Origin of the sequence: Streptococcus marimammalium DSM 18627 (assembly GCF_000380045.1) — a bacterium.
GTDB classification, from domain to species: domain Bacteria; phylum Bacillota; class Bacilli; order Lactobacillales; family Streptococcaceae; genus Streptococcus; species Streptococcus marimammalium.
Genome location: NZ_KB904351.1, coordinates 125,891 through 146,403, shown reverse-complemented (window position 1 = coordinate 146,403; position 20,513 = coordinate 125,891). Strand labels below are relative to the sequence as shown.

Annotated in this window: 19 protein-coding genes; 7 read left to right on the top strand and 12 right to left on the bottom strand. The window is 32.1% G+C overall.

Going from position 1 to position 20,513, the window contains the following annotated elements; translation table 11 throughout:
• Positions 1–3 precede the first annotated feature (3 nt).
• Complete coding sequence (gene udk / locus A3I1_RS0104120) at positions 4–636, bottom strand: uridine kinase (protein WP_018370047.1); 633 nt, start codon at positions 634–636, stop codon at positions 4–6.
• Between the two features lie 131 nt (positions 637–767).
• On the opposite strand from udk, the gene A3I1_RS0104115 reads away from it, so the two are divergent.
• Positions 768–1,868 (top strand): DEAD/DEAH box helicase, encoded by a 1,101-nt coding sequence (locus A3I1_RS0104115; RefSeq protein WP_018370046.1) that lies wholly within the window; start codon positions 768–770, stop codon positions 1,866–1,868.
• Between the two features lie 43 nt (positions 1,869–1,911).
• Here the strand turns inward: A3I1_RS0104115 and A3I1_RS07895 are convergent, their stop codons facing one another.
• The 3 genes from A3I1_RS07895 to A3I1_RS0104100 form a co-directional block, all read right to left on the bottom strand.
• On the bottom strand, positions 1,912–3,279 hold the full coding sequence (locus tag A3I1_RS07895; protein ID WP_018370045.1) for a polysaccharide deacetylase family protein: 1,368 nt from the start codon (positions 3,277–3,279) through the stop codon (positions 1,912–1,914).
• Positions 3,280–3,445: 166 nt separating this feature from the next.
• Positions 3,446–5,179 carry a phosphoenolpyruvate--protein phosphotransferase gene (gene ptsP, locus A3I1_RS0104105; protein WP_018370044.1) on the bottom strand — a complete coding sequence of 578 codons (1,734 nt, stop codon included), beginning with the start codon at positions 5,177–5,179 and terminating at the stop codon, positions 3,446–3,448.
• 2 nt (positions 5,180–5,181) lie between these two features.
• Positions 5,182–5,445, bottom strand: coding sequence for a phosphocarrier protein HPr (locus A3I1_RS0104100; RefSeq protein WP_018370043.1), 264 nt, complete (start codon positions 5,443–5,445; stop codon positions 5,182–5,184).
• A gap of 391 nt (positions 5,446–5,836) precedes the next feature.
• Here A3I1_RS0104100 and nrdH point away from each other — a divergent pair, with 391 nt between their 5' ends.
• Genes nrdH through nrdF form a run of 4 tightly spaced genes read left to right on the top strand, consistent with a single transcriptional unit; the run spans position 5,837 to position 9,548 of the window.
• Complete coding sequence (gene nrdH, locus A3I1_RS0104095; RefSeq protein WP_018370042.1) at positions 5,837–6,061, top strand: glutaredoxin-like protein NrdH; 225 nt, start codon at positions 5,837–5,839, stop codon at positions 6,059–6,061.
• 4 nt (positions 6,062–6,065) lie between these two features.
• A complete protein-coding gene (gene nrdI / locus A3I1_RS0104090; protein WP_033376355.1) occupies positions 6,066–6,428 on the top strand; it encodes a class Ib ribonucleoside-diphosphate reductase assembly flavoprotein NrdI in 363 nt (120 codons plus the stop codon).
• Positions 6,418–8,577, top strand: a complete 2,160-nt coding sequence (gene nrdE / locus A3I1_RS07890) for a class 1b ribonucleoside-diphosphate reductase subunit alpha (RefSeq protein WP_018370040.1) — start codon at positions 6,418–6,420, stop codon at positions 8,575–8,577. Before nrdI ends, nrdE begins: the two co-directional genes overlap by 11 nt.
• Positions 8,578–8,588: 11 nt before the next feature.
• On the top strand, positions 8,589–9,548 hold the full coding sequence (gene nrdF / locus A3I1_RS0104075) for a class 1b ribonucleoside-diphosphate reductase subunit beta (RefSeq protein ID WP_018370039.1): 960 nt from the start codon (positions 8,589–8,591) through the stop codon (positions 9,546–9,548).
• Between the two features lie 45 nt (positions 9,549–9,593).
• Here nrdF and A3I1_RS0104070 read toward each other — a convergent pair whose 3' ends face one another.
• The 5 genes from A3I1_RS0104070 to dnaG all read right to left on the bottom strand — a co-directional run bounded on the left by A3I1_RS0104070 (position 9,594) and on the right by dnaG (position 13,947).
• Positions 9,594–10,331 (bottom strand): DUF3169 family protein, encoded by a 738-nt coding sequence (locus A3I1_RS0104070; protein ID WP_018370038.1) that lies wholly within the window; start codon positions 10,329–10,331, stop codon positions 9,594–9,596.
• A complete protein-coding gene (locus A3I1_RS0104065) occupies positions 10,321–10,536 on the bottom strand; it encodes a helix-turn-helix transcriptional regulator (protein ID WP_018370037.1) in 216 nt (71 codons plus the stop codon). The genes A3I1_RS0104070 and A3I1_RS0104065 overlap by 11 nt, the downstream gene beginning before the upstream one ends.
• 139 nt (positions 10,537–10,675) lie before the next feature.
• On the bottom strand, positions 10,676–11,011 hold the full coding sequence (locus A3I1_RS0104060) for a metal-sulfur cluster assembly factor (protein WP_018370036.1): 336 nt from the start codon (positions 11,009–11,011) through the stop codon (positions 10,676–10,678).
• An 11-nt stretch (positions 11,012–11,022) separates the two neighbouring features.
• A complete protein-coding gene (rpoD, locus tag A3I1_RS0104055) occupies positions 11,023–12,132 on the bottom strand; it encodes an RNA polymerase sigma factor RpoD (protein WP_018370035.1) in 1,110 nt (369 codons plus the stop codon).
• A gap of 9 nt (positions 12,133–12,141) precedes the next feature.
• Positions 12,142–13,947 carry a DNA primase gene (gene dnaG / locus A3I1_RS0104050; RefSeq protein WP_018370034.1) on the bottom strand — a complete coding sequence of 602 codons (1,806 nt, stop codon included), beginning with the start codon at positions 13,945–13,947 and terminating at the stop codon, positions 12,142–12,144.
• Between the two features lie 124 nt (positions 13,948–14,071).
• Between dnaG and mscL the strand changes: the two genes are divergently transcribed.
• Positions 14,072–14,440: a large conductance mechanosensitive channel protein MscL gene (gene mscL / locus A3I1_RS0104045; RefSeq protein WP_018370033.1), complete on the top strand. Its 369-nt coding sequence runs from the start codon at positions 14,072–14,074 to the stop codon at positions 14,438–14,440.
• Between the two features lie 106 nt (positions 14,441–14,546).
• Here mscL and A3I1_RS0104040 read toward each other — a convergent pair whose 3' ends face one another.
• Positions 14,547–16,211: a ribonuclease J gene (locus tag A3I1_RS0104040; protein ID WP_018370032.1), complete on the bottom strand. Its 1,665-nt coding sequence runs from the start codon at positions 16,209–16,211 to the stop codon at positions 14,547–14,549.
• 215 nt (positions 16,212–16,426) lie between these two features.
• Between A3I1_RS0104040 and A3I1_RS0104035 the strand changes: the two genes are divergently transcribed.
• Positions 16,427–18,094, top strand: a complete 1,668-nt coding sequence (locus A3I1_RS0104035) for an Rqc2 family fibronectin-binding protein (protein ID WP_018370031.1) — start codon at positions 16,427–16,429, stop codon at positions 18,092–18,094.
• 17 nt (positions 18,095–18,111) lie between these two features.
• On the opposite strand, the gene A3I1_RS0104030 is transcribed toward A3I1_RS0104035, so the two are convergent.
• Together A3I1_RS0104030 and A3I1_RS0104025 are read right to left on the bottom strand one after the other, a co-directional pair.
• Complete coding sequence (locus A3I1_RS0104030) at positions 18,112–19,338, bottom strand: tetratricopeptide repeat protein (RefSeq protein ID WP_026216752.1); 1,227 nt, start codon at positions 19,336–19,338, stop codon at positions 18,112–18,114.
• A complete protein-coding gene (locus A3I1_RS0104025; protein WP_018370029.1) occupies positions 19,331–20,497 on the bottom strand; it encodes an AI-2E family transporter in 1,167 nt (388 codons plus the stop codon). Before A3I1_RS0104025 ends, A3I1_RS0104030 begins: the two co-directional genes overlap by 8 nt.
• Positions 20,498–20,513 lie beyond the last annotated feature (16 nt).

The following is a 20,513-nucleotide window of genomic DNA, read 5'->3' as shown; positions in this document are numbered from 1 at the left end:
ATTCTATGGTAATTGTTTACCAAGTATACTGGCAATTTTGGTGCTAATCAAATCAAGTGCAACAAGATTTGACACACCTTCAGGAATAACAATATCAGCATAACGCTTTGTCGGCTCAATAAATTGATGATACATCGGTTTAACCACTGAAGTGTATTGGTCAATAACACTATTTAAACTACGATCACGTTCAATCATGTCTCTTTTAATTCGTCTAATAATTCTAATATCATCATCGGTATCAACAAATAATTTAATATCCATCAAATCCCGAAGTCTTTTATCTTCAAGAACTAAAATTCCCTCTACAATAAAGACTTCTTGAGGTTCTTGTCGATAAGTCTTATCACTTCTTGTGTGCTTGGTGTAATCATAAATTGGAATATCAACTGGACGACCCGATATCAACTCATTCATATGTTCTATCATCAAATCAGTGTCAAAGGCTAACGGATGATCGTAATTGGTAGAAATCCTTTCTTCAAAGGTTAAGTGGCTTTGATCTTTATAGTATGAATCGTGTTCAATCATTGCAATATCAGAATCTTCAAATTTAGATAATATTGCTCGAGATACACTTGTTTTTCCACTCCCTGATCCACCAGTAACGCCAATAATAATTGGTTTTTTACGCATCAGTTGTACACTCCTAACTCAGTCTTTTTATCTATTTTACACTAAAAAATGGTATAATGAAAGAAAATGACAATAAAAACTCCTCTTCTTTCTTATTAAAAAGAGTAAAACTATAGAAAATAAGGTAATCCATGATTAATCAACTTCCAATTGCATGGCAAGAAAAACTTACAAAACTTGCTTTTAAAACTTTAACTCCTATTCAAGAAGCTATTTTTGAACCAATAAAAAATGGTAAAAATGTTTTAGCTATAAGCCCTACAGGAACTGGAAAAACTCTAGCCTATCTTTTACCATCTTTACTAAATATCAAACCTAAAAAAGGGCAGCAACTACTAATTCTTGCTCCAAACACTGAGCTTTGTGGACAATTGTTTGAAGTTACTAAAAACTGGGCAGAACCTTTAGGATTATCTTCACAACTTTTTATTTCGGGTACTAGTCAAAAAAGACAGATAGAACGTCTAAAAAAAGGGCCTGAAATTTTAATTGGTACTCCTGGACGGATTTTTGAGCTGGTAAAACATAAGAAAATAAAAATGATGTCAATCAATACTGTTGTTTTTGATGAATTTGATGAACTTTTAAGCGATTCTCAATATCATTTTGTCAATCGCATCACTCACCACGTTCCTAAAAAACATCAAATGATTTATGTCAGTGCTACAAACTGTGTAGACAAAGAGATGCTTAAAAAAGATACGGAAGTTATTGATTTATCACTAAATAGTTTAGACACTATCACACACTATTATTTATTTCTTGATAAAAGACAACGGCTTGAGATACTTAGAAAATTAGCTAATATTCCCAATTTTCGAGGTCTAGTTTTTTTTAATAAACTTTCAGATCTAGGAGCAAGTGAAGAAAAATTACAATTTAATCAAATTAAAGCAATCTCACTGGCAAGTGATGTTAATACTAGATTTCGTAAAGTGATCCTAGAAAAATTTAAGAACAATGACATTTCTTTACTTCTTGGGACTGACCTCTTAGCAAGAGGACTTGACATTGAAGATTTAGCATATGTGATTAATTACGATTTGCCTAGTAGCAAGGAAAGTTATATTCACCGTTCAGGTAGAACTGGACGTATGGGTAAATCAGGAATTGTCATTACCTTAATCACACATAAAGAAGAACTCAAACAATTAAAAAAGTGGGCAGATGTGTCTGAAGTAATACTGAAAAACCAGGAATTACACCTTGTCCAAGAAACATCTAAAAATTAAAAAGTCTGTCAGTCCCTAACCAGGGACTGACAGACTTTTATGATTAATAACCGTAAAGTTCACTAATCGTTACAAATTCATAACCTTGAGAAATTAAGTAATCAATGACAGTGGGAAGGGCGTCGACAGACGTTTGATGAATATCGTGCATTAGAATAACACCGCCACTACCTAAAGTAGCTTTCAAGTTAGTCATAATTGATGGTGTGTTTCGCTCTGCCCAGTCTCTAGTATCAACTGTCCAAAAAACAAGAGGTAAACCAACATCTTGAGCAACCTTAGGGTTAGAGTCACCATAAGGTGGTCTAACGGTTTTTGGAGTCACACCTGTTGCTTTCATAATAGCATCAGTAGTTGATTGAATCTGCCACTTCACTTGTTCTGTTGTTAAACCTGTTAAAGCAGGGTGATCCCAAGAATGATTTCCCAACTCATGACCAGAAGTAATCATTTGTTGTAATATTGTCTCGTTTCCTGAAACATGAGACCCAAGAATATAAAAGGTTGCCTTAATATGATATTTAGCTAAAATTTCAAGTACTTGTGGAGTTGTTTGAGGACTTGGCCCATCATCAAAGGTTAAAGCTACCACTTTTCGACCTTGGTTTAGCATTTTTTTACGATTTTCTTCGGCTTGCTTTGCTTTTTCAGCAGCAATCCTTGCCTCTTCTTCTTTTTTCTTAATTTGATAATTTTGATAGTTCCTTAATTCTTCACCAGTTAAATAAGTTTCATTAATATTATCAAAAAAAATAGACAAAGGTATTTCAATTTCACTACCTAATTCAAGATAACCGTGTTTAAATGAAAAATAATTAATTGCCTTTCCTGTTTTCTTAAATTCAGAAACGAGATCCAATTGTTTTATTTTACCTAATATTTTTTCCTGGTTGTCTATCTGATGTTCTTTTAAATAATTTGCAATCGTATCAACTAATTGACTCTCATTACCTTTCACAAGTTCTTTCAAATAGAATAATTGGCCATTGTCATGAATGTAAAAATTTCTCAATACATTTTTACTTACTTTTTCAACACTCAGCAACTTTGATTGATAAACAGTCCTATAAACAGTTAATTTTTTAATACCTTTTAATGGCGAATCTTCAATTTTAGCATTTAAAAAAATAAGTTGATTTTTTTTAGGTGATGAAATTTTTTCTGCTTCTTTGTTCCAACTCTTAAATTCTGCCTCAATATCTTTAGAGTCTGTCACTGGCACCATAAAAATAGTAGATTTATTTTTACTTTTTTTAATATCAATCTCACCTGATGAGAATAATAATTCAGCCTTTTTCTTTTCAGTTTTAATAATCTTTTCTTCTTGTGTTTTTATATACCATTGTCTTACAAATATGGCGCTCACAACAAAACTTAAAATAATACCTATAGCTATAAAATATTTTTTCATTCTCTTTCATCTCTCTACTAAATCTAAACAATTATTAATAATAACACATATTATTATACATAAAACAACCTATTTTTTCAATGAAAAGAAGATTTATAAAAATTCAATAAATAATGTATTAAAAAAATTTGATAAAATAAAAAAGCAGAGATTTCTCTGCTTTTTCTTAATCAACATCAAGATATTCTTTTTGTAATTCAAGAACTTCTTCAGCTGTTGAGCATTCAGTTAAAGCACGTTGTGCGTATTCTTTCATTTTTTCAGTATCAAGACGTTTCATTAAACTTCTAGTTCTTAAAATAGAAGTGGCGCTCATTGAAAACTCATCAAGTCCCATTCCCATAAGTAATGGAACAGCTCTTTGATCACCAGCCATCTCACCACACATACCAGTCCATTTACCTTCTGCGTGAGATGCTTTGATCACGTTATTGATTAAACGAAGTAATGAAGGATTGTATGGTTGATACAAGTATGAAACTTGCTCGTTCATTCGATCGGCAGCCATTGTATATTGGATAAGATCATTTGTTCCAATAGAGAAGAAATCTACTTCTTTAGCAAATTGATCTGCAAGCATTGCTGCTGCAGGAATTTCAATCATGATTCCAACTTGAATATTATCTGCCACAGGAATGCCTTCTGCTTGTAATTTTGCTTTTTCTTCTTCATAAACTACTTTTGCTTTACGGAATTCTGTTAAGAGTGCAACCATTGGGAACATAATACGTAATTGACCATGAACTGACGAACGAAGTAAAGCACGAAGTTGTGTACGGAACATTTGATCGCCAGTTTCAGAAATAGAAATGCGAAGCGCTCTATAACCTAAAAATGGGTTCATTTCATCAGGTAAGTCAAAATAAGGTAATTCTTTATCACCACCAATATCCATTGTACGAACCACAACTGGTTTCCCATTCATTCCCTCAAGAACTGATTTATAAGCTTCATATTGTTCTTCTTCAGTTGGAAAATCTTGAGAATCCATGTATAAGAATTCTGTGCGGTATAAACCAACAGCTTCAGCTCCGTTATCATTAACACCTTCAATATCTTTAGGTGTTCCAATATTAGCAGCTAATTCAAAATGTTTGCCGTCAGCAGTAACTGTTTCAGCATCTTTTAATAAAGCCCATTCAGCTTTAAGATTTGCATACTCTTGACCAGCTTTTTGGAATTCAGCAATTTCATCTTCATTCGGGTTAATAATAACCTCACCAGTGATACCATTAACTGCAATAATATCATCACTTTTAACTAGGTCAGTAATATTATTAGTACCTAACACAGCGGCAATTTCTAAAGTACGTGCCATAATAGCTGAATGGCTGGTACGACCACCAATATTAGTTACAAAAGCCTTAACATATTTAGCATCTAATTGCGCAGTATCAGAAGGTGTTAAGTCATGAGCAATCACAATAGATTCTTCATCAATAGTTGCTGGATTAGGCAATTTAACACCCAATAGATTGGCTAAAACACGCTTAGCAACATCACGAATGTCTGCTGCACGTTCTTGCATATATGGGTTATCATCCATATTTTCAAACAAGGTAACAAACATATCAGTGACTTCTTTTAGACCACTTTCTGCATTAACTTGTTTTGCACGGATAGTTTCTTTAATTTGACCAATCATTTCAGGATCAGAAAGAACCATTAAATGAGCATCAAACACAGCTGCCGCTTCTTCCCCAAGACTACCTACTGCTTTTTCACGGATAATAGAAAGCTCGTCTTGTGATGCTGTTAATGCAGCATCTAAACGAGCTTCTTCTGAACTTGTATCTTCAACAGTTACAGTTTCAAATGATAAATCCGGTTGAGTGAGTAAATATGCCTTAGCAACAGCAACACCATCAGATGCAGCAATTCCTTTTAGCATTTTTGTCATAATTAAGCCAATCCTTCTTTTGTCATAGTTTCAACGATAGCAGCAAGTGCTTCGTCTGCATCAGCACCTTCAGTTGTAATTGTAACATCAGCACCTTGACCAACACCAAGACTCATAACACCCATAATTGATTTAAGGTTAACTGCTTTTCCTTTATAATCTAATGTAATGTCAGAGGCAAACTTACTAGCTGTTTGAACTAATAACGTCGCTGGACGTGCATGAATACCTGTTTCTGCAACAATGTGAAAATCTTTTGAAGCCATATAATGGTTCTCCTTTGTGTATTATCTTTATTAGTTGCCTATGGCAACCCTTACATTTTTTTATTATAGCACATCAGCCATATCTTTTCAACAATAAAATGATAAGCAAAAAAATTTTCACATCTTCTTTCTTTAATTTTCAATAAAATACTTTCAAATCATTAAAAATTAGTTAGGGTTTATTTAGGGTTAGAAATAGAAGAAAATGTCAAAATATTAACTTTTTCATATACTATTCTTAAATTTTGAACGTTCTTAAAACACCATATATAGTAACCAATAGAAAGAATAACACTATATTTAGTATTTATTTGATTTTCAGACTTGCCTTTTTTTCTCTTTTAAGGTATTCTATAAAAGTATTGTATTTTTTAAAAGTAAGGAGAAAAAAATGGCAAAAATCACTATTTTTTCAAAAAATAACTGCATCCAATGCAAAATGACTAAAAAATTTCTGACTGAAAAACAAGTAGAATTTGAAGAAATCAATCTAGATGAAAATCCTGATAAAATTAGCTATGTTAAAAATTTAGGATTCACTGCTGCTCCGGTTATTGAAGTTGGTGACATTGTTTTTTCAGGTTTTCAACCTAATCGTCTAAAAGAAATCATCTAATGCAATGGTAACAATAGTTTTTTATTCTTTGACTGGTCAAACCAGAAGATTCATGAAAAAATTGAATTATGATAATATATTAGAATTAAAAAGAAATAAAGAAAACCCTGATATAAATAATAATTTTATCCTAATTATACCAACTTATGAGGATGGATTAGATTTTGTTGATGATTTTCTTGATAGAAATCATCACTTTTTTAAGGGTGTTATTGGCTCTGGTAATCGTAATTTCGGTCCAGAATTTTGTCATGTCGCAAGACGCTTATCAAAAACTTACCATGTTCCTGTTTTGTATGAATATGAATTCAATGGTACGGATGAAGATGTAGAAAAAGTTAAAGGAATTATAGAAAATGAGTCTTAAAAATCTTGGGGAAATCTCTTACTTTCGCTTGAATAATGCTATAAACCGACCTGTAAATGGTAAAATCCCACTCAATAAAGATAAAGAGGCTTTAGAAGCCTTCTTCAATGAAAATGTCATCCCAAATACTATGACGTTTCCTTCTGTTTCAGAAAGGATTGATTATCTCATCCAAAATGATTATCTTGAAGAAGCTTTTCTGAAAAAATATAGCATGTCATTTATTGAAGAATTAGTTACTCTTATTAAAGAACAAAACTTCCACTTCAAATCTTTCATGGCTGCCTATAAATTCTATCAACAATATGCTTTAAAAACCAATGATGGTGAGTATTACTTAGAAAGTATGGAAGATCGTGTTCTTTATAATGCACTTTATTTTGCAGATGGTGATGAAGATTTGGCTAAATCAATAGCTATTGAAATGATTAATCAGCGTTATCAACCTGCAACACCTAGCTTTTTAAATGCTGGACGGAGTCGTCGTGGTGAATTAGTATCATGCTTTTTAATTCAAGCAACAGACGATATGAACTCAATTGGTCGTTCCATTAATTCAGCTCTTCAATTGTCTCGTATTGGTGGTGGTGTTGGTATTTCACTAAGTAACTTACGCGAGGCAGGTGCCCCTATTAAAGGGTATGAAGGGGCAGCTAGTGGTGTTGTACCAGTCATGAAACTTTTTGAAGACAGTTTCTCATACTCTAACCAACTAGGCCAACGTCAAGGAGCTGGTGTGGTCTATCTTGATGTCTTTCATCCGGATATCTTAGCATTTTTGTCTACTAAAAAAGAGAATGCTGATGAAAAAATTCGTGTTAAAACATTATCACTCGGTGTCACAGTCCCAGATAAGTTTTATGAATTAGTACGAAAAAATGAAGATATGTACCTCTTTAGCCCATATTCAATTGAAAAAGAATATGGTGTTCCATTCAATTATATTAATATCACAGAAAAATATGATGAGTTGATTAACAACCCTAATATTTCCAAAACAAAAATCAAAGCACGTGATTTAGAAACTGAAATTTCTAAACTGCAACAAGAATCTGGTTATCCTTATATCGTCAATATAGATACTGCTAATAATAGTAGTGCTATTGATGGTCGTATTATTATGAGTAACCTTTGTTCAGAAATTTTACAAGTTCAAGAACCAAGCACCATTAATGATTCACAAGAATTCATTAAAATGGGAACTGATATTTCTTGTAACCTTGGTTCAACCAACATTGTTAATATGATGACTTCACCAGATTTTGGAAAATCTATTAGAACAATGACCCGTGCTTTAACATTTGTCACTGATAATTCAAATATCGAAGCTGTTCCAACCATTAAAAATGGTAATAATAAAGCTCATACTATTGGTCTTGGGGCTATGGGATTACACAGCTACTTGGCAAAGAATCATATTCAATATGGTAGTCCTGAATCAATTGAATTCACTGATATTTACTTTATGTTGATGAATTATTGGACACTTATTGAGTCTAATAATATAGCACGTGAAAGAAAAATGAGCTTTGCTAACTTTGAAAAATCAAAATATGCTGATGGCTCTTATTTTGAAAAATATATTTCAGGTAATTTCCAACCAAAATCTGAATTAGTCAAAGAATTGTTTAAAGATCATTTCATCCCATCAAAAGAAGATTGGCAAGCTCTTTCTGATGCTATTCAAAAAGATGGTCTTTATCATCAAAACCGTTTAGCAGTTGCTCCAAATGGTTCTATCAGCTATATCAATGATGTTTCAGCAAGTATTCATCCAATCACACAACGTATTGAAGAACGTCAAGAAAAGAAAATTGGTAAAATCTACTACCCTGCATCAGGTTTAGCTACTGATACCATTCCTTATTATACTTCTGCTTATGATATGGATATGAGAAAAGTGATCGATGTTTATGCTGCTGCAACACAACACATCGACCAAGGGCTATCCTTAACACTATTTATGCGTAGCGATATTCCATTTGGCCTTTATGAATGGAAAAAAGAAAGAAAACAAACGACTCGTGATTTGTCAATTCTTCGTAACTATGCCTTCCATAAAGGTATTAAGTCAATCTACTACATCCGTACATTTACAGATGATGGTGAAGAAGTTGGCTCAAATCAATGTGAAAGTTGTGTCATCTAGGAGAGGAAAATATGACTTATTATAACGCGATAAATTGGAATGAAATTGAAGATGCTGTTGATAAATCAACTTGGGAAAAATTAACTGAACAATTTTGGCTTGATACACGTATTCCCTTATCAAATGACCTTGATGATTGGCGTAAACTCTCAGAAGTTGAAAAAGATTTAGTTGGTAAAGTTTTTGGTGGTCTCACACTACTTGATACAGTTCAATCTGAAAGTGGTATGTATCAACTTAAAAAAGATGTCAGAACACCTCACGAAGAGGCAGTGTTTAATAATATTGAATTCATGGAATCTGTTCATGCCAAATCTTACTCTTCTATCTTTTCAACCTTAAATACAAAATCAGAAATTGAAGAGATTTTCAAATGGGTTTCTGAGAATCCTTATTTACAAAAAAAAGCTGAAATGATTAATGAAATCTATATCAAGGGAGATCCTCTAGAGAAAAAAGTTGCTAGTGTATTTTTAGAAACCTTTCTCTTTTATTCAGGATTTTTTACACCACTCTATTATCTTGGTAATAATAAACTGGCTAATGTTGCAGAAATTATCAAATTGATTATTCGTGATGAATCTGTTCATGGTACCTACATTGGTTACAAATTCCAATTGGGATTTAACGAACTTTCTGATGCCGAACAAGATAAATTAAGAGACTGGATGTATGATCTTCTTTATCGTCTCTATGAAAATGAAGAAAAATACACAAAATATCTCTATGATCCACTTGGTTGGACAGATGAAGTGATGATTTTTCTTAGATATAATGCTAATAAAGCCCTTATGAATCTTGGTCAAGACCCTCTTTTTCCTGATACAGCTGATGATGTGAACCCTATCATTATGAATGGTATTTCAACAGGAACAAGTAATCATGACTTTTTCAGTCAAGTTGGTAATGGATACTTACTTGGTACTGTTGAAGCGATGACTGATGATGATTACCTCATCGGACTTGACTAAAACCAAAAAGTTTCCTTATATGAAATAAGGAAACTTTTTTATGGTTTATTTATAATAATCACGAACAGACTTAAACTGCATTAAAATAATATAAAGATGAATGACAGTGACAATGATGAGTCCTAAAAAAGGAATAGTCCTTGTTAATACACTATAAATAAAGAGTAGAATTTCAATTGCTGGTAGAACATATCCCGAAAGACTCATAACAATAGTAAAGCTTGACTTATATTCATTTAGCAATTCTGCTTCATCTTGTTGAAGAATATTATTGGCCACCTCTTTAACAGTAGGAAAAAGAGGTATGTCTATCTGACGCACATCCGAATAGAATTTCATCAACCTCCCTTGTAAAAAAATAACAATAAAAGTCATGACGATATCAAATAGAAACAATAGGATAGTTACAAATTTAAAATCTAGTAAATGATTTGCAGATAAAACAATGCTAAAGAAACATAAAATTGAAGTTAAACTATTAAATATCAAGCTATAAGCACCTTTTTTATTAATAGTAATATAAAGCTCTTCTGAACTATCATCTTTTTGATAATCTTGATATAATCTTTTAGCATCTCTAAATAAGAAGATAGCAATAAAAAATAAAATGGTGTAGATGGATCTAATAACAAAAGATGTTATATCAATGATGCTATCAATATCTATTCTTGTAAAAAATATTTTATCATTGATAAGCTCACTAGAAAAACCAACAATAAAACCCACAACACCACCAAGCAACAAGCTGCTAACAAGATTACCATATTTTTTTTTATTTTTCATTTTCTCCTCCTACTATGCGAAAAACATTTTCTACCGGTTCCTTAAAAATATTAGCAATTTTCAAAGCAATTAAAATGGAAGGTAGATATTCACCTCGTTCAATTAAACTTATCGTTTGCCTGGACACTTTTGCCAATTGTGCTAATTGGCTTTGATTTAAGCCATCTCTAGCACGTAATTCCTTCAATCGATTTTTAACAAGCATTTGATCACCTCATTTTCATCATTATTGTAACACATCCTTTTCTTTTTGACAATAATCATTGTCATTTTTTATATTATCTTTGTCATTAATCTATACAAAAAAGTTCTATGATTTTAATCATAGAACTTTTTTGTCCTTTTTATCGCACACCTAATGCAATTCTTGCATAACGACTCATCTTATCAACAGACCAAGCTGGGTACCATACCAGTTTAACATCCAACTTAGTGACTTCTGGTACAGTTTTCATCACATCATAAATCTGATCGGTTAACAAATCAGCTAGAGGGCAACCCATAGTTGTCAAAGTCATATCAATTTCTGTTTCACCATTATCATCAAATCTAATCTCATATATAAGGCCAAGATTGACAATATCAATACCCAGTTCAGGATCAATCACTTGTTCAAGTGCTTTTAAAATCTTACTCTTAATAACATCTACTTCTTTAAGAGAATAATTTTTTTCTGACATAAATTTCCCTCTTAATCTTCAATAAAATCACGTAATTGTTTACTACGACTTGGATGGCGAAGTTTTCTTAAAGCTTTTGCTTCAATCTGACGAATACGTTCACGTGTAACATTAAAAACTTTACCAACATCTTCCAATGTTCTCATTTTACCATCATCTAAACCAAAACGAAGGCGAAGAACATTTTCTTCTCGATCAGTTAAAGTATCCAAAACCTCATTCAATTGTTCTCTTAAAACAACTCGAGTTGTGTAATCAATTGGATTTTCAATAACTTCATCCTCAATAAAATCACCGAGATGGCTATCATCTTCTTCACCAATTGGTGTTTCTAAAGACACTGGCTCTTGAGCTATTTTCAAAATTTCACGAACTTTGTCTGGCGTCATCTCCATACGCTCACCAATTTGTTCAGCTGTAGGATCTTGACCAAGTTCTTGTAGAAGATTACGCTGCTCTCTAACTAATTTATTAATCGTTTCAACCATATGCACTGGAATACGAATGGTACGAGCTTGATCTGCAATAGCACGTGTAATAGCTTGTCTAATCCACCATGTGGCATAAGTTGAAAATTTGAAACCTTTAGAATAATCAAATTTATCAACAGCTTTCATCAACCCAATATTACCCTCTTGAATCAAATCAAGAAACTGCATACCTCTACCAACGTAGCGTTTTGCGATTGATACTACCAAACGTAAATTAGCTTCAGCTAGACGTTGCTTGGCTAGTGCATCTCCTTGGTCAACTAAGACAGCTAATTCTTTTTCTTCTTCGGTAGTTAAAAGAGGCACAACACCAATTTCTTTTAAGTACATGCGTACTGGATCATTAACCTTTGCAGAATTACTACCGAGAAGCTCTTCATCAGTTAATTCTTCTGGTTTTATTTCTTCAACAGCATAAGTATTTGACGGATTACCTTCTTTATCAGTAATAGAAATACCACCATCTGTGAGACGTTCCAATAAATTTTCAATTTGATCAGCATCTAGTGTAAAAGGAATAACTAATTTTTCTGTAACTTCATCATCAACAGCTGTTCCAGCTTTTTTATGATTACGGATAAAATCTGCGACTTGTACATTGTACGTTGATATTTCTTTTTTACTTACCATAATTCTCCTTTATTCCATATGACGCTTTTGTTCAATCAAGGCTTCAAGTGCTGAAATCGCACTTTCCATATCACCTTGGTTACTTGATTCACGGATAAATTGACTCTGTTTTCTCAAGTCTTGTTCCCTTAAAAAGAAATTACGTCGTTGTTCAATTTCTTCAATTTCATTTTCAGCTATTTCATCAGGTAAATTTTCTTCTAATGTTTTATAATAAGCCTGCCTTTGGTTATCAGTTAATTGAGCTAAATCTATAGTAGAAATTTCTCCTTTATCTTTTAAAATACTATATAAAAATTGCAGTTCAGGTGTTACAAATTTAAAATCATCTCTATTTCTAAAAATATTTAACAAAAATTCATGATGGATTAAACGATGGAATAATTGATTTTCCGCTCTTAATAGGCCTGTAGTATATCCCACTTTTTGTATTTCTCGATTAAGGGATGAAACATCAATTCTAACATTTGATTTTGAAGAACGTTGTTTAAGACGATAGTTGTTAACAACCTGTTCAACCTGAAGATAGTCAAAATCTGGAAGTCTCTCTGCCAATTTATAAATATAAGTGTTTTGAGCAGTTATAGACTGTTCTTTAGCAATTAATTGAGCCATTTGATCAACATAAGCTATTTCTGCTTGAAGATTGTCACTATTTTTTGGCATATAAAATTGCATTAAAAATTCAATGTTGCTAATTCGTGATTGTTCTAAGAGAGATACTAGTTCTTGTTCAGAATATTTTTTTACAAATTCATCTGGATCCAACTTCTGAGGCATTTTAACAATTTCAACTGTCAAATCACTTAATATTTCAAGTGCTTTAATAATCGCAGTTTGACCAGCAGAATCACCATCATAAGTCAAAATTACTTTTTTTGTAAATTTTTTCAAGTGTTTAACATGGTCAATCGTTAAAGCCGTTCCCATAGAAGCAACTACATTTTTTATCCCTGATCGATAAGCAGCAATAACATCCATAAAACCTTCCATGATATATACTTCATTTGTTTTTTTGATAATAGTTTTTGCTTTATCTAAATGATATAATTCATAGGATTTATTAAAAAATGGTGTTGTTCTCGTATTTTTATATTTCGCCACATTTTTATTAGAATTATCGTTTGTCCAAATACGACCAGAAAAACCAATGAGGTTACCTAAATCATCTGACAAAGGAAATATGATACGTTTTCTAAAGGCATCATATAACTGATTACTATCACTAATATTGAATAATCCAGAAGCTATGAGGTCTTTTTCCTCATATTTAGAGCCAATTGCTTGAAAAAGAAAATCTGTCTCATCTGGTGCTAACCCAATATTAAAATAAGTGATTAACTCATCAGTCAAGCCCCGATTATAAAGGTACTCTTTTGCCTTTTTACCAATCGTGGTTGTCATTAAAACAGCATGATAAAATTTGGCGGCATCTTTATTAAGTTCAAAAATATTATGATACGGGTGTTTTTTTTGTTCTTGTTTTCCTAAGAATTGACTACTAATTGAAAAGCCAGCTCTCTCACCAAGAGTTTTAACACTCTCTAGAAATGTAATCTGATGATATTCTTCAAAAAATTTAAAAACATCTCCTGATCGACCACAGCCAAAACAATGGTAAAATTGTTTATCTTCAATAACATTAAATGATGGGGTTTTTTCTTGATGAAACGGACATAGACCAAGGTAATTACGACCAGATTTTGTGAGTTCGACAACCTCACCAATAATATCAACGATATTAACACTATTTTTGATGTCAGAGATCATTGTTTTATCAATTGCCAAATCATCACCTCTACAGAAAAATCCCATTTTATTTTTATATTTCATTATAGCATAGTCATTTATAATTGTAAATTTTAAAACCGTTTTACTTGCTTTAACAACAAATTTACGTTATAATTCACAGGAATCAAATGAGAAAGGAGCAAGATATATGATTAAAGATCTTAAAAACTTTTTGTTTAAGGGAAATGTCCTTGACTTAGCCGTTGCTGTTATCATTGGTGGCGCTTTTGGAGCTGTTATTAGTTCTTTGGTTGAAGATGTTATTACACCTATTATTGGTATGATTGTTGGTCAACCTGACTTTTCAAGTATCAAAATTGGCTCTATTGCTATTGGTAATTTTATCAATGCTATTGTTAATTTTTTAATTGTTGGAACAGTCCTCTTTTTTATCGTTAAAGTCGCTGAACGTGCTATGACTCTTGGTAAAAAAGAAAAAACTATTATAGAAGAACCTGCTGGTCCAACTCAAGAAGAATTACTTATTGAAATTCGTGATTTACTAGCTAAAAAGTAAGACAAATAAATTTATGGTTTCACTCTTAATGAAAGACAAGCACTTAGTAGTGCTTGTCTTTTTTAATTTATTCTTTCAATACCTTATTCAAATTATACATTCAAGCTTATGAGCGCACTTCCATAACAACTGGTAAAACTGCAGGACGACGCTTGGTTTGCTCAAAAAGAAATCTACTAACATTATCTCTAATAGTTGACTTTAATTCACCCCACTCAAAATTATCTTTGGCCAAATATTTTTCAACAGTTTCATTAACTAAGTCAGCACTATCAATCAAAATGTCTCTACTTTTTTTAACATAAACAAATCCACGAGTATTAACTTTAGCTTTAGACACAATTTTTTTCTCACGTTTATTAACAGTAATAACGACAATGAAAATACCATCTTCTGATAAAACTTTACGGTCCCTTAAAACAATATTACCAACATCACCGATAGCATTACCATCTAATAAAACATCATTTGCTGGAACTTTTCCTTCTTTTAAGAAACGATCTTTTTGTAGAACCATAACATCGCCACGTTTCATAATATAAATATTTTCAGGAAACATACCAACCTCTTGTGCTAAGCCAGAATGTGCAGCCAATTCACGGTATTCTCCTTGAATTGGAAAAAGATATTTTGGTTTCATGAGATTAATCATCAACTGTAAATCTCTACCATTTGCATGACCTGAAACGCGTAAATTTTTGGTGATAGATTGAACCACACCCCCTGCCTTATAAATCAAATTTTCGACACGAGCAACAATAGCCTCACTGGCAATACTTGGAGTGGTAATAATGTAGATAAGATCACCCTCTTTAATCTGTACATAACGATGGCGACCTGTTGACATTTTTCTAAGACCATTAATAGGTTCACCCATACGACCTGTTTCAAGAACAATCAATTCACTATCATCAAATTTATCCATTTCTTTAGGTTTAATCAACAGTTTTTTATCAGATAAAGATAATTTTTTTAAATCTAGAGCTGTTCTAACAATATTTTCAGCATCAAAACCAGTTAATACAACACGACGACCATGTTTTTCTGCAGCAGCAAAGACTTGCTGAATCCTTGCTAAGTTACTTGCTACCGCAGCAACAATTATACGACCTTCCCAATCAGCTATGACATTATTAATCTCATCACCAACCTCTGCTTCACTAGCAATTTGAAAATTACTTTCAGCATTGGCAGAGTCTGAAAGAAGAGCTAAAACTCCTTCACTACCAATTTCTGCTAACCTAGAAAAATCCGTTTGATAAAGATTGCTTGCAGCTTGATCAAATTTAAAATCTCCTGTATAGACAATATTACCTTCAGAAGTTCCTATAACAATTCCTAAACTTTCAGGGATGGAATGAGTTGTTTTAAAAAAAGAAATAGTATTTTTACCAAATTCAATTTCTGTCTCACTATCAACAATGTGAAAATTTTTAAATTTCTTGGTGGCATCATTTGCTTTAACCACCAATTTAGCTAGAGCAATCGTTAACTCAGAACCAAAGACCGGTGCTTTTACTTCCTCTAATAAATAAGGAAGAGCACCAATAGCATCAGCATGACCATGAGTTAAAAAGATTCCTTGTACCCTTTCTTTATTTTCAAAAACATAATCTAAATTTGGAATAACAACATCCACACCCAATTGTTCATTTTCGGGATACTTCAATCCTGCATCTAAAATATAAATGGCTTTGCCAACTTCTACAATGTAGAAGTTTTTACCATTTTCTCTTACACCGCCTAGGGCAATGATTTTTATATTTGTCACTCTTTTCTCCTTAATATTTTTTTAATACTAACGGTCCTTGCCTAATCAACAAGTCGAATTACAGCGATTGCAACAATGTTGCGTACCTTTTTAGTATACAACTTTTCTCTTTTTTTTTCAATGATGGGCACTAGAGTTATTCATTAAAAACCATTGATACGTTTTATGAATGAACTGTGGTATAATAACAACATAAAACTGAAAGTGGGAATGTTATGTCTTTTGATGGCTTTTTTTTACACCATATGGTTAAAGAATTAAAAAGAAAAATTCTATTAGGTCGTGTGCAAAAAATTAATCAACCATTTGAAAATGAGTTGGTTTTATCCATTCGTCAAAATCGTCAAAATTATCGATTACTCCTATCTGCTCATCCCGTATTTGGAAGACTTCATATCACACAAGTAAGTTTTTCAAATCCACAAACACCAAACACTTTTACAATGATTATGAGAAAATACCTTCAAGGTGCTATGATTGAAGATATCAAACAACTTGATAATGATCGTATTGTTGAAATGACTTTTTCCAACAAAAATGAGATTGGTGATCATATCAAAGTTACCTTGATGATAGAAGTAATGGGAAAACACTCTAATATCATCTTAATTGATAAAAACAAGGGTAAAATTATTGAGTCAATCAAACACATTGGTTTTTCACAAAATAGTTATCGCACAATTTTACCAGGTAGTTCATATGTTTTACCACCAAAAACTAATAATATTAATCCTTTTGAGATTTCAGATGAAAAATTGTTTGAAATTTTACAGACTAATAAACTCACCCCTCAAAACCTACAACTCTTATTTCAAGGATTGGGACGTGATACCACACTAGAACTCAGTCAAAGGCTGATAAAGGAGAAATTCCAAGCCTTTCGTGACTTTTTTAATCAGCCTACTACACCTAATCTTACAGAAAAATCCTTCTCAGCCATTTTATTCTCAGATTCAAAAGAAACTTTTTCAAGTTTATCTGAGATGTTAGACGTCTATTATAAAGATAAGGCACAAAAAGATAGGATAAATCAGCAAGCTAATGATTTAATCCATCGTGTTAATACGGAAATACAAAAGAATAAGAAAAAATTAAAAAAACAAAAGCAAGAATTAAAAGACACCGAAAATGCAGAAGATTTTCGTCAAAAAGGAGAATTATTGACAACCTTTTTAAGGAATGTTCCAAATAATCAAAACCAGGTCACTCTCGAAAATTATTACACTGGAAAAATGATAACCATTTCACTTGATAAAGCTTTAACTCCCAATCAAAATGCCCAACGCTATTTTAAGAAATACCAAAAATTAAAAGAAGCTGTCAAGCATCTCCATCATTTGCTTAAAGAAACTATAGAAACGATTGCTTATTTAGAAACCGTTGAAATGGCTCTTAGTCAAGCTAGTCTTTCTGAAATTGCTGATATCAGAGAAGAATTAATTGAAACGGGATTTATCAAACAAAAAAAACGAGATAAACACCATAAAAGACAAAAACCTGAACAATACTTGGCAAGTGATGGTAAGACGATTATACTAGTTGGAAAAAATAATCTCCAAAACGATGAACTCTCCTTTAAAATCGCTCAGAAAAATGATCTCTGGTTCCATGCCAAAGATATTCCTGGTAGTCATGTGATTATTCGAAATAACCCAAATCCTAGCGATGAGGTTAAAACAGATGCTGCTGAACTTGCCGCTTATTTTTCTAAAGCACGATTATCAAATCTTGTTCCAGTTGACATGATTGAAGCTAAAAAATTAAATAAACCGACTGGTTCAAAACCTGGTTTTGTCACCTATACTGGTCAAAAAACCTTAAGGGTAACTCCTAATCAAGAAAAAATTAATAGAATGAGACAGTCTAAAAAAACACTTGCCTAGACAAGTGTTTTTTTAGACTATTCTTCTAATAGATGAACAATTTCCAAGTCATCAGGAACCAACTTGAGATAATTCTCTCCAATTCGTCTCATCCTTTCATTATCGCCATATTCTCTTAAAACGTAAAAATAATCTTTTAGAAATTCTGGATTAGTTTTTAAATCATTGACTAATTCTTCATAAGATGCTATTGTCTTTTCTTCGTCTTCAAGTGCTTGATAGGCTTTAGCAATGTTCCATCTGGTTAAAACATTATCAATATACTCTTTGCTCAAAGTAATAATGTCTTCATAACGTTCTTCTTCTAGGTAGAGGGTTGTCAATCGTAAAAAGACTTCCTCCTTGTCTTCTATGATTTGTTGAGCAGATAATAAATAAGTTTCTGCTGCTTTAACATCATGATTCTCATAAGATAATTGTGAAGCTAACAATAATAATTGACTATCAAATTCATTTTTAGACAATCCCTGTTGAGCAACCTTAAGAGCTTCTTGAATTTGATCTTCTTCATGGAGTGATAAAGCGTAAACATACTCATAACCGGTAAATTCACTGGAAAGATTATCCAACTGTTTAAAATAAAGATTAGCTTTTTGATATTCTTGCTTTTGATATAATACTGTTGCTAATTCAAAAATTGTATCTCTGCTATAATCAAATTCCAGAGATTTTTCTAGAAATTCAATAGCTACTTCATATTTTCCTAAACTAGCATAGGATTTACCAATTCTTTGATAGGTAGAAACACCTGTTAATGCTAAAATTTCCTGATGATTTAATTTAGCATATTCATTAATAGCCTCTTGATAATGCTCAAGCGACAACTCAATTTCAGCCAGGCCAAAAACAACAAGTGGTTCTTGACTCAACTGACTAGCTTCAACTAGCTTTTCACGCGCAACATCTGTCAAACCTTCTAAATCATATAAATCAGCCATAACTAGTAGAGCAGAAAGATAATGATTGCTTGTCTTTGAAATCTCATCAAGGTATAAAAAAGCTGTTTCAATATCGCCTTCTTCTGCCACAATTTGAGCTAAATTAATATTTACTTCTGGATAGTAATTTTTTAGCTTTAAATAGATAGCTTTTGCTTGGGGATAAAAACCTATGTTCTCTAGATATTCACCTAAAGAAAGCAACAAATCATCACTATCATTTATAAGGGCTTGATTAAAATAATAGTCTGCTCGCTCTAAATTTTTATTCTCAATTGCCTCTAGCATTTTTTCACTATTAGTCATCAATCTTCTTTCTTTTATCATCTTCATATAGCCCACTAACAGATTTATACCATTCAAACAATTCTTTTACGACTACTTTTAATGAGGCATAAACAGGTATACCAAGTAAGACACCCCAAAGACCAAACATTGACCCTGTTGTTAATAAGATAAATAATATAGTGATAGGATGAATGTTTAGTTTACTCCCTAAAACAAGTGGAGTTACAAAACGGCCTTCAATAGTTTGTTCAATTGTAAAAACAACAATAACCTTAATCAGCATGATTGGGCCATCTACTATAGCTAATATAATTACTGGTACCATGGCTAAAAAACTGCCCAAATAAGGAATCATATTTAAAAAACCAGCCATAATCCCTAAGGTAAATGCATAAGGCAGTTGAATGATATTAAACATGATAGAAAACATTAAACCAACGACAATAGCAACCGTTACTTGTCCTTGAACATAACCTGACAACTGTTTATTAACATCAGTTAAAATACGTGCCATTGGTTTTCTAATCTTTGTTGGTAAATAGGATACAACAGCTCCTTTGATTTGATTGCTGTCTCTTAAGAGGTAAAACAAGATAAAAGGAGAAATCAAAAGAGCTAACATGATTTTTGTTAGGGCTGAGGCAAATCTACTTGCCCAATCAACAGCTTGACTAGAGAAACTTTGGACAAAATCAATAGCCGTCTGACTAAAATTATCAATCATTTCAGACAACTGAGGTCTCATAGCTTCAAGACGATCATCTTTTAATAACTCTGTGAGTTGAGTCTCTAATTTAGTGATATAGTCAGGTAAATCATTGATGAAAGATGTGATTTGTGTCTGTAATGTTGGTATAATACTTGCTATTCCCAAAATCAACAGACCAAAAACCAGTATAAAAACGATTGTAATTGAAGCCATTTTATTGAGTCCTTTTTTCTTTAAAAAAGAAACAATTGGGTCTAATAGATAGTAAAATAAAGCAGAAATCACTATTGGTAACATAATAATAGAAATAATCGTAATAACTGGTTTAAAAATAAAACTAATTTTTGTTAAAACAAAAATATTTAAAAAGACCAGTAATGTTGATAATAAAACCACATTTACCTTATTATCTATAAACCATTTAAAAAACCAACTGAAACTAAATTTTTTGTCTCTAAAATTATTCATGGTGTCCTCTTTAAAA

Coding starts and splice junctions, on each gene's coding strand:
- nrdE (WP_018370040.1), top strand. CDS start 6,418: ATGAGTCTTAAAAATCTTGGGGAAATCTCTTACTTTCGCTTGAATAAT.
- udk (WP_018370047.1), bottom strand. CDS start 636: ATGCGTAAAAAACCAATTATTATTGGCGTTACTGGTGGATCAGGGAGT.
- A3I1_RS0104115 (WP_018370046.1), top strand. CDS start 768: ATGATTAATCAACTTCCAATTGCATGGCAAGAAAAACTTACAAAACTT.
- A3I1_RS0104025 (WP_018370029.1), bottom strand. CDS start 20,497: ATGAATAATTTTAGAGACAAAAAATTTAGTTTCAGTTGGTTTTTTAAA.
- nrdH (WP_018370042.1), top strand. CDS start 5,837: ATGGCAAAAATCACTATTTTTTCAAAAAATAACTGCATCCAATGCAAA.
- mscL (WP_018370033.1), top strand. CDS start 14,072: ATGATTAAAGATCTTAAAAACTTTTTGTTTAAGGGAAATGTCCTTGAC.
- A3I1_RS0104100 (WP_018370043.1), bottom strand. CDS start 5,445: ATGGCTTCAAAAGATTTTCACATTGTTGCAGAAACAGGTATTCATGCA.
- rpoD (WP_018370035.1), bottom strand. CDS start 12,132: ATGGTAAGTAAAAAAGAAATATCAACGTACAATGTACAAGTCGCAGAT.
- A3I1_RS0104030 (WP_026216752.1), bottom strand. CDS start 19,338: ATGACTAATAGTGAAAAAATGCTAGAGGCAATTGAGAATAAAAATTTA.
- nrdI (WP_033376355.1), top strand. CDS start 6,066: ATGGTAACAATAGTTTTTTATTCTTTGACTGGTCAAACCAGAAGATTC.
- A3I1_RS0104035 (WP_018370031.1), top strand. CDS start 16,427: ATGTCTTTTGATGGCTTTTTTTTACACCATATGGTTAAAGAATTAAAA.
- ptsP (WP_018370044.1), bottom strand. CDS start 5,179: ATGACAAAAATGCTAAAAGGAATTGCTGCATCTGATGGTGTTGCTGTT.
- A3I1_RS0104060 (WP_018370036.1), bottom strand. CDS start 11,011: ATGTCAGAAAAAAATTATTCTCTTAAAGAAGTAGATGTTATTAAGAGT.
- dnaG (WP_018370034.1), bottom strand. CDS start 13,947: ATGGGATTTTTCTGTAGAGGTGATGATTTGGCAATTGATAAAACAATG.
- nrdF (WP_018370039.1), top strand. CDS start 8,589: ATGACTTATTATAACGCGATAAATTGGAATGAAATTGAAGATGCTGTT.
- A3I1_RS0104065 (WP_018370037.1), bottom strand. CDS start 10,536: ATGCTTGTTAAAAATCGATTGAAGGAATTACGTGCTAGAGATGGCTTA.
- A3I1_RS0104070 (WP_018370038.1), bottom strand. CDS start 10,331: ATGAAAAATAAAAAAAAATATGGTAATCTTGTTAGCAGCTTGTTGCTT.
- A3I1_RS07895 (WP_018370045.1), bottom strand. CDS start 3,279: ATGAAAAAATATTTTATAGCTATAGGTATTATTTTAAGTTTTGTTGTG.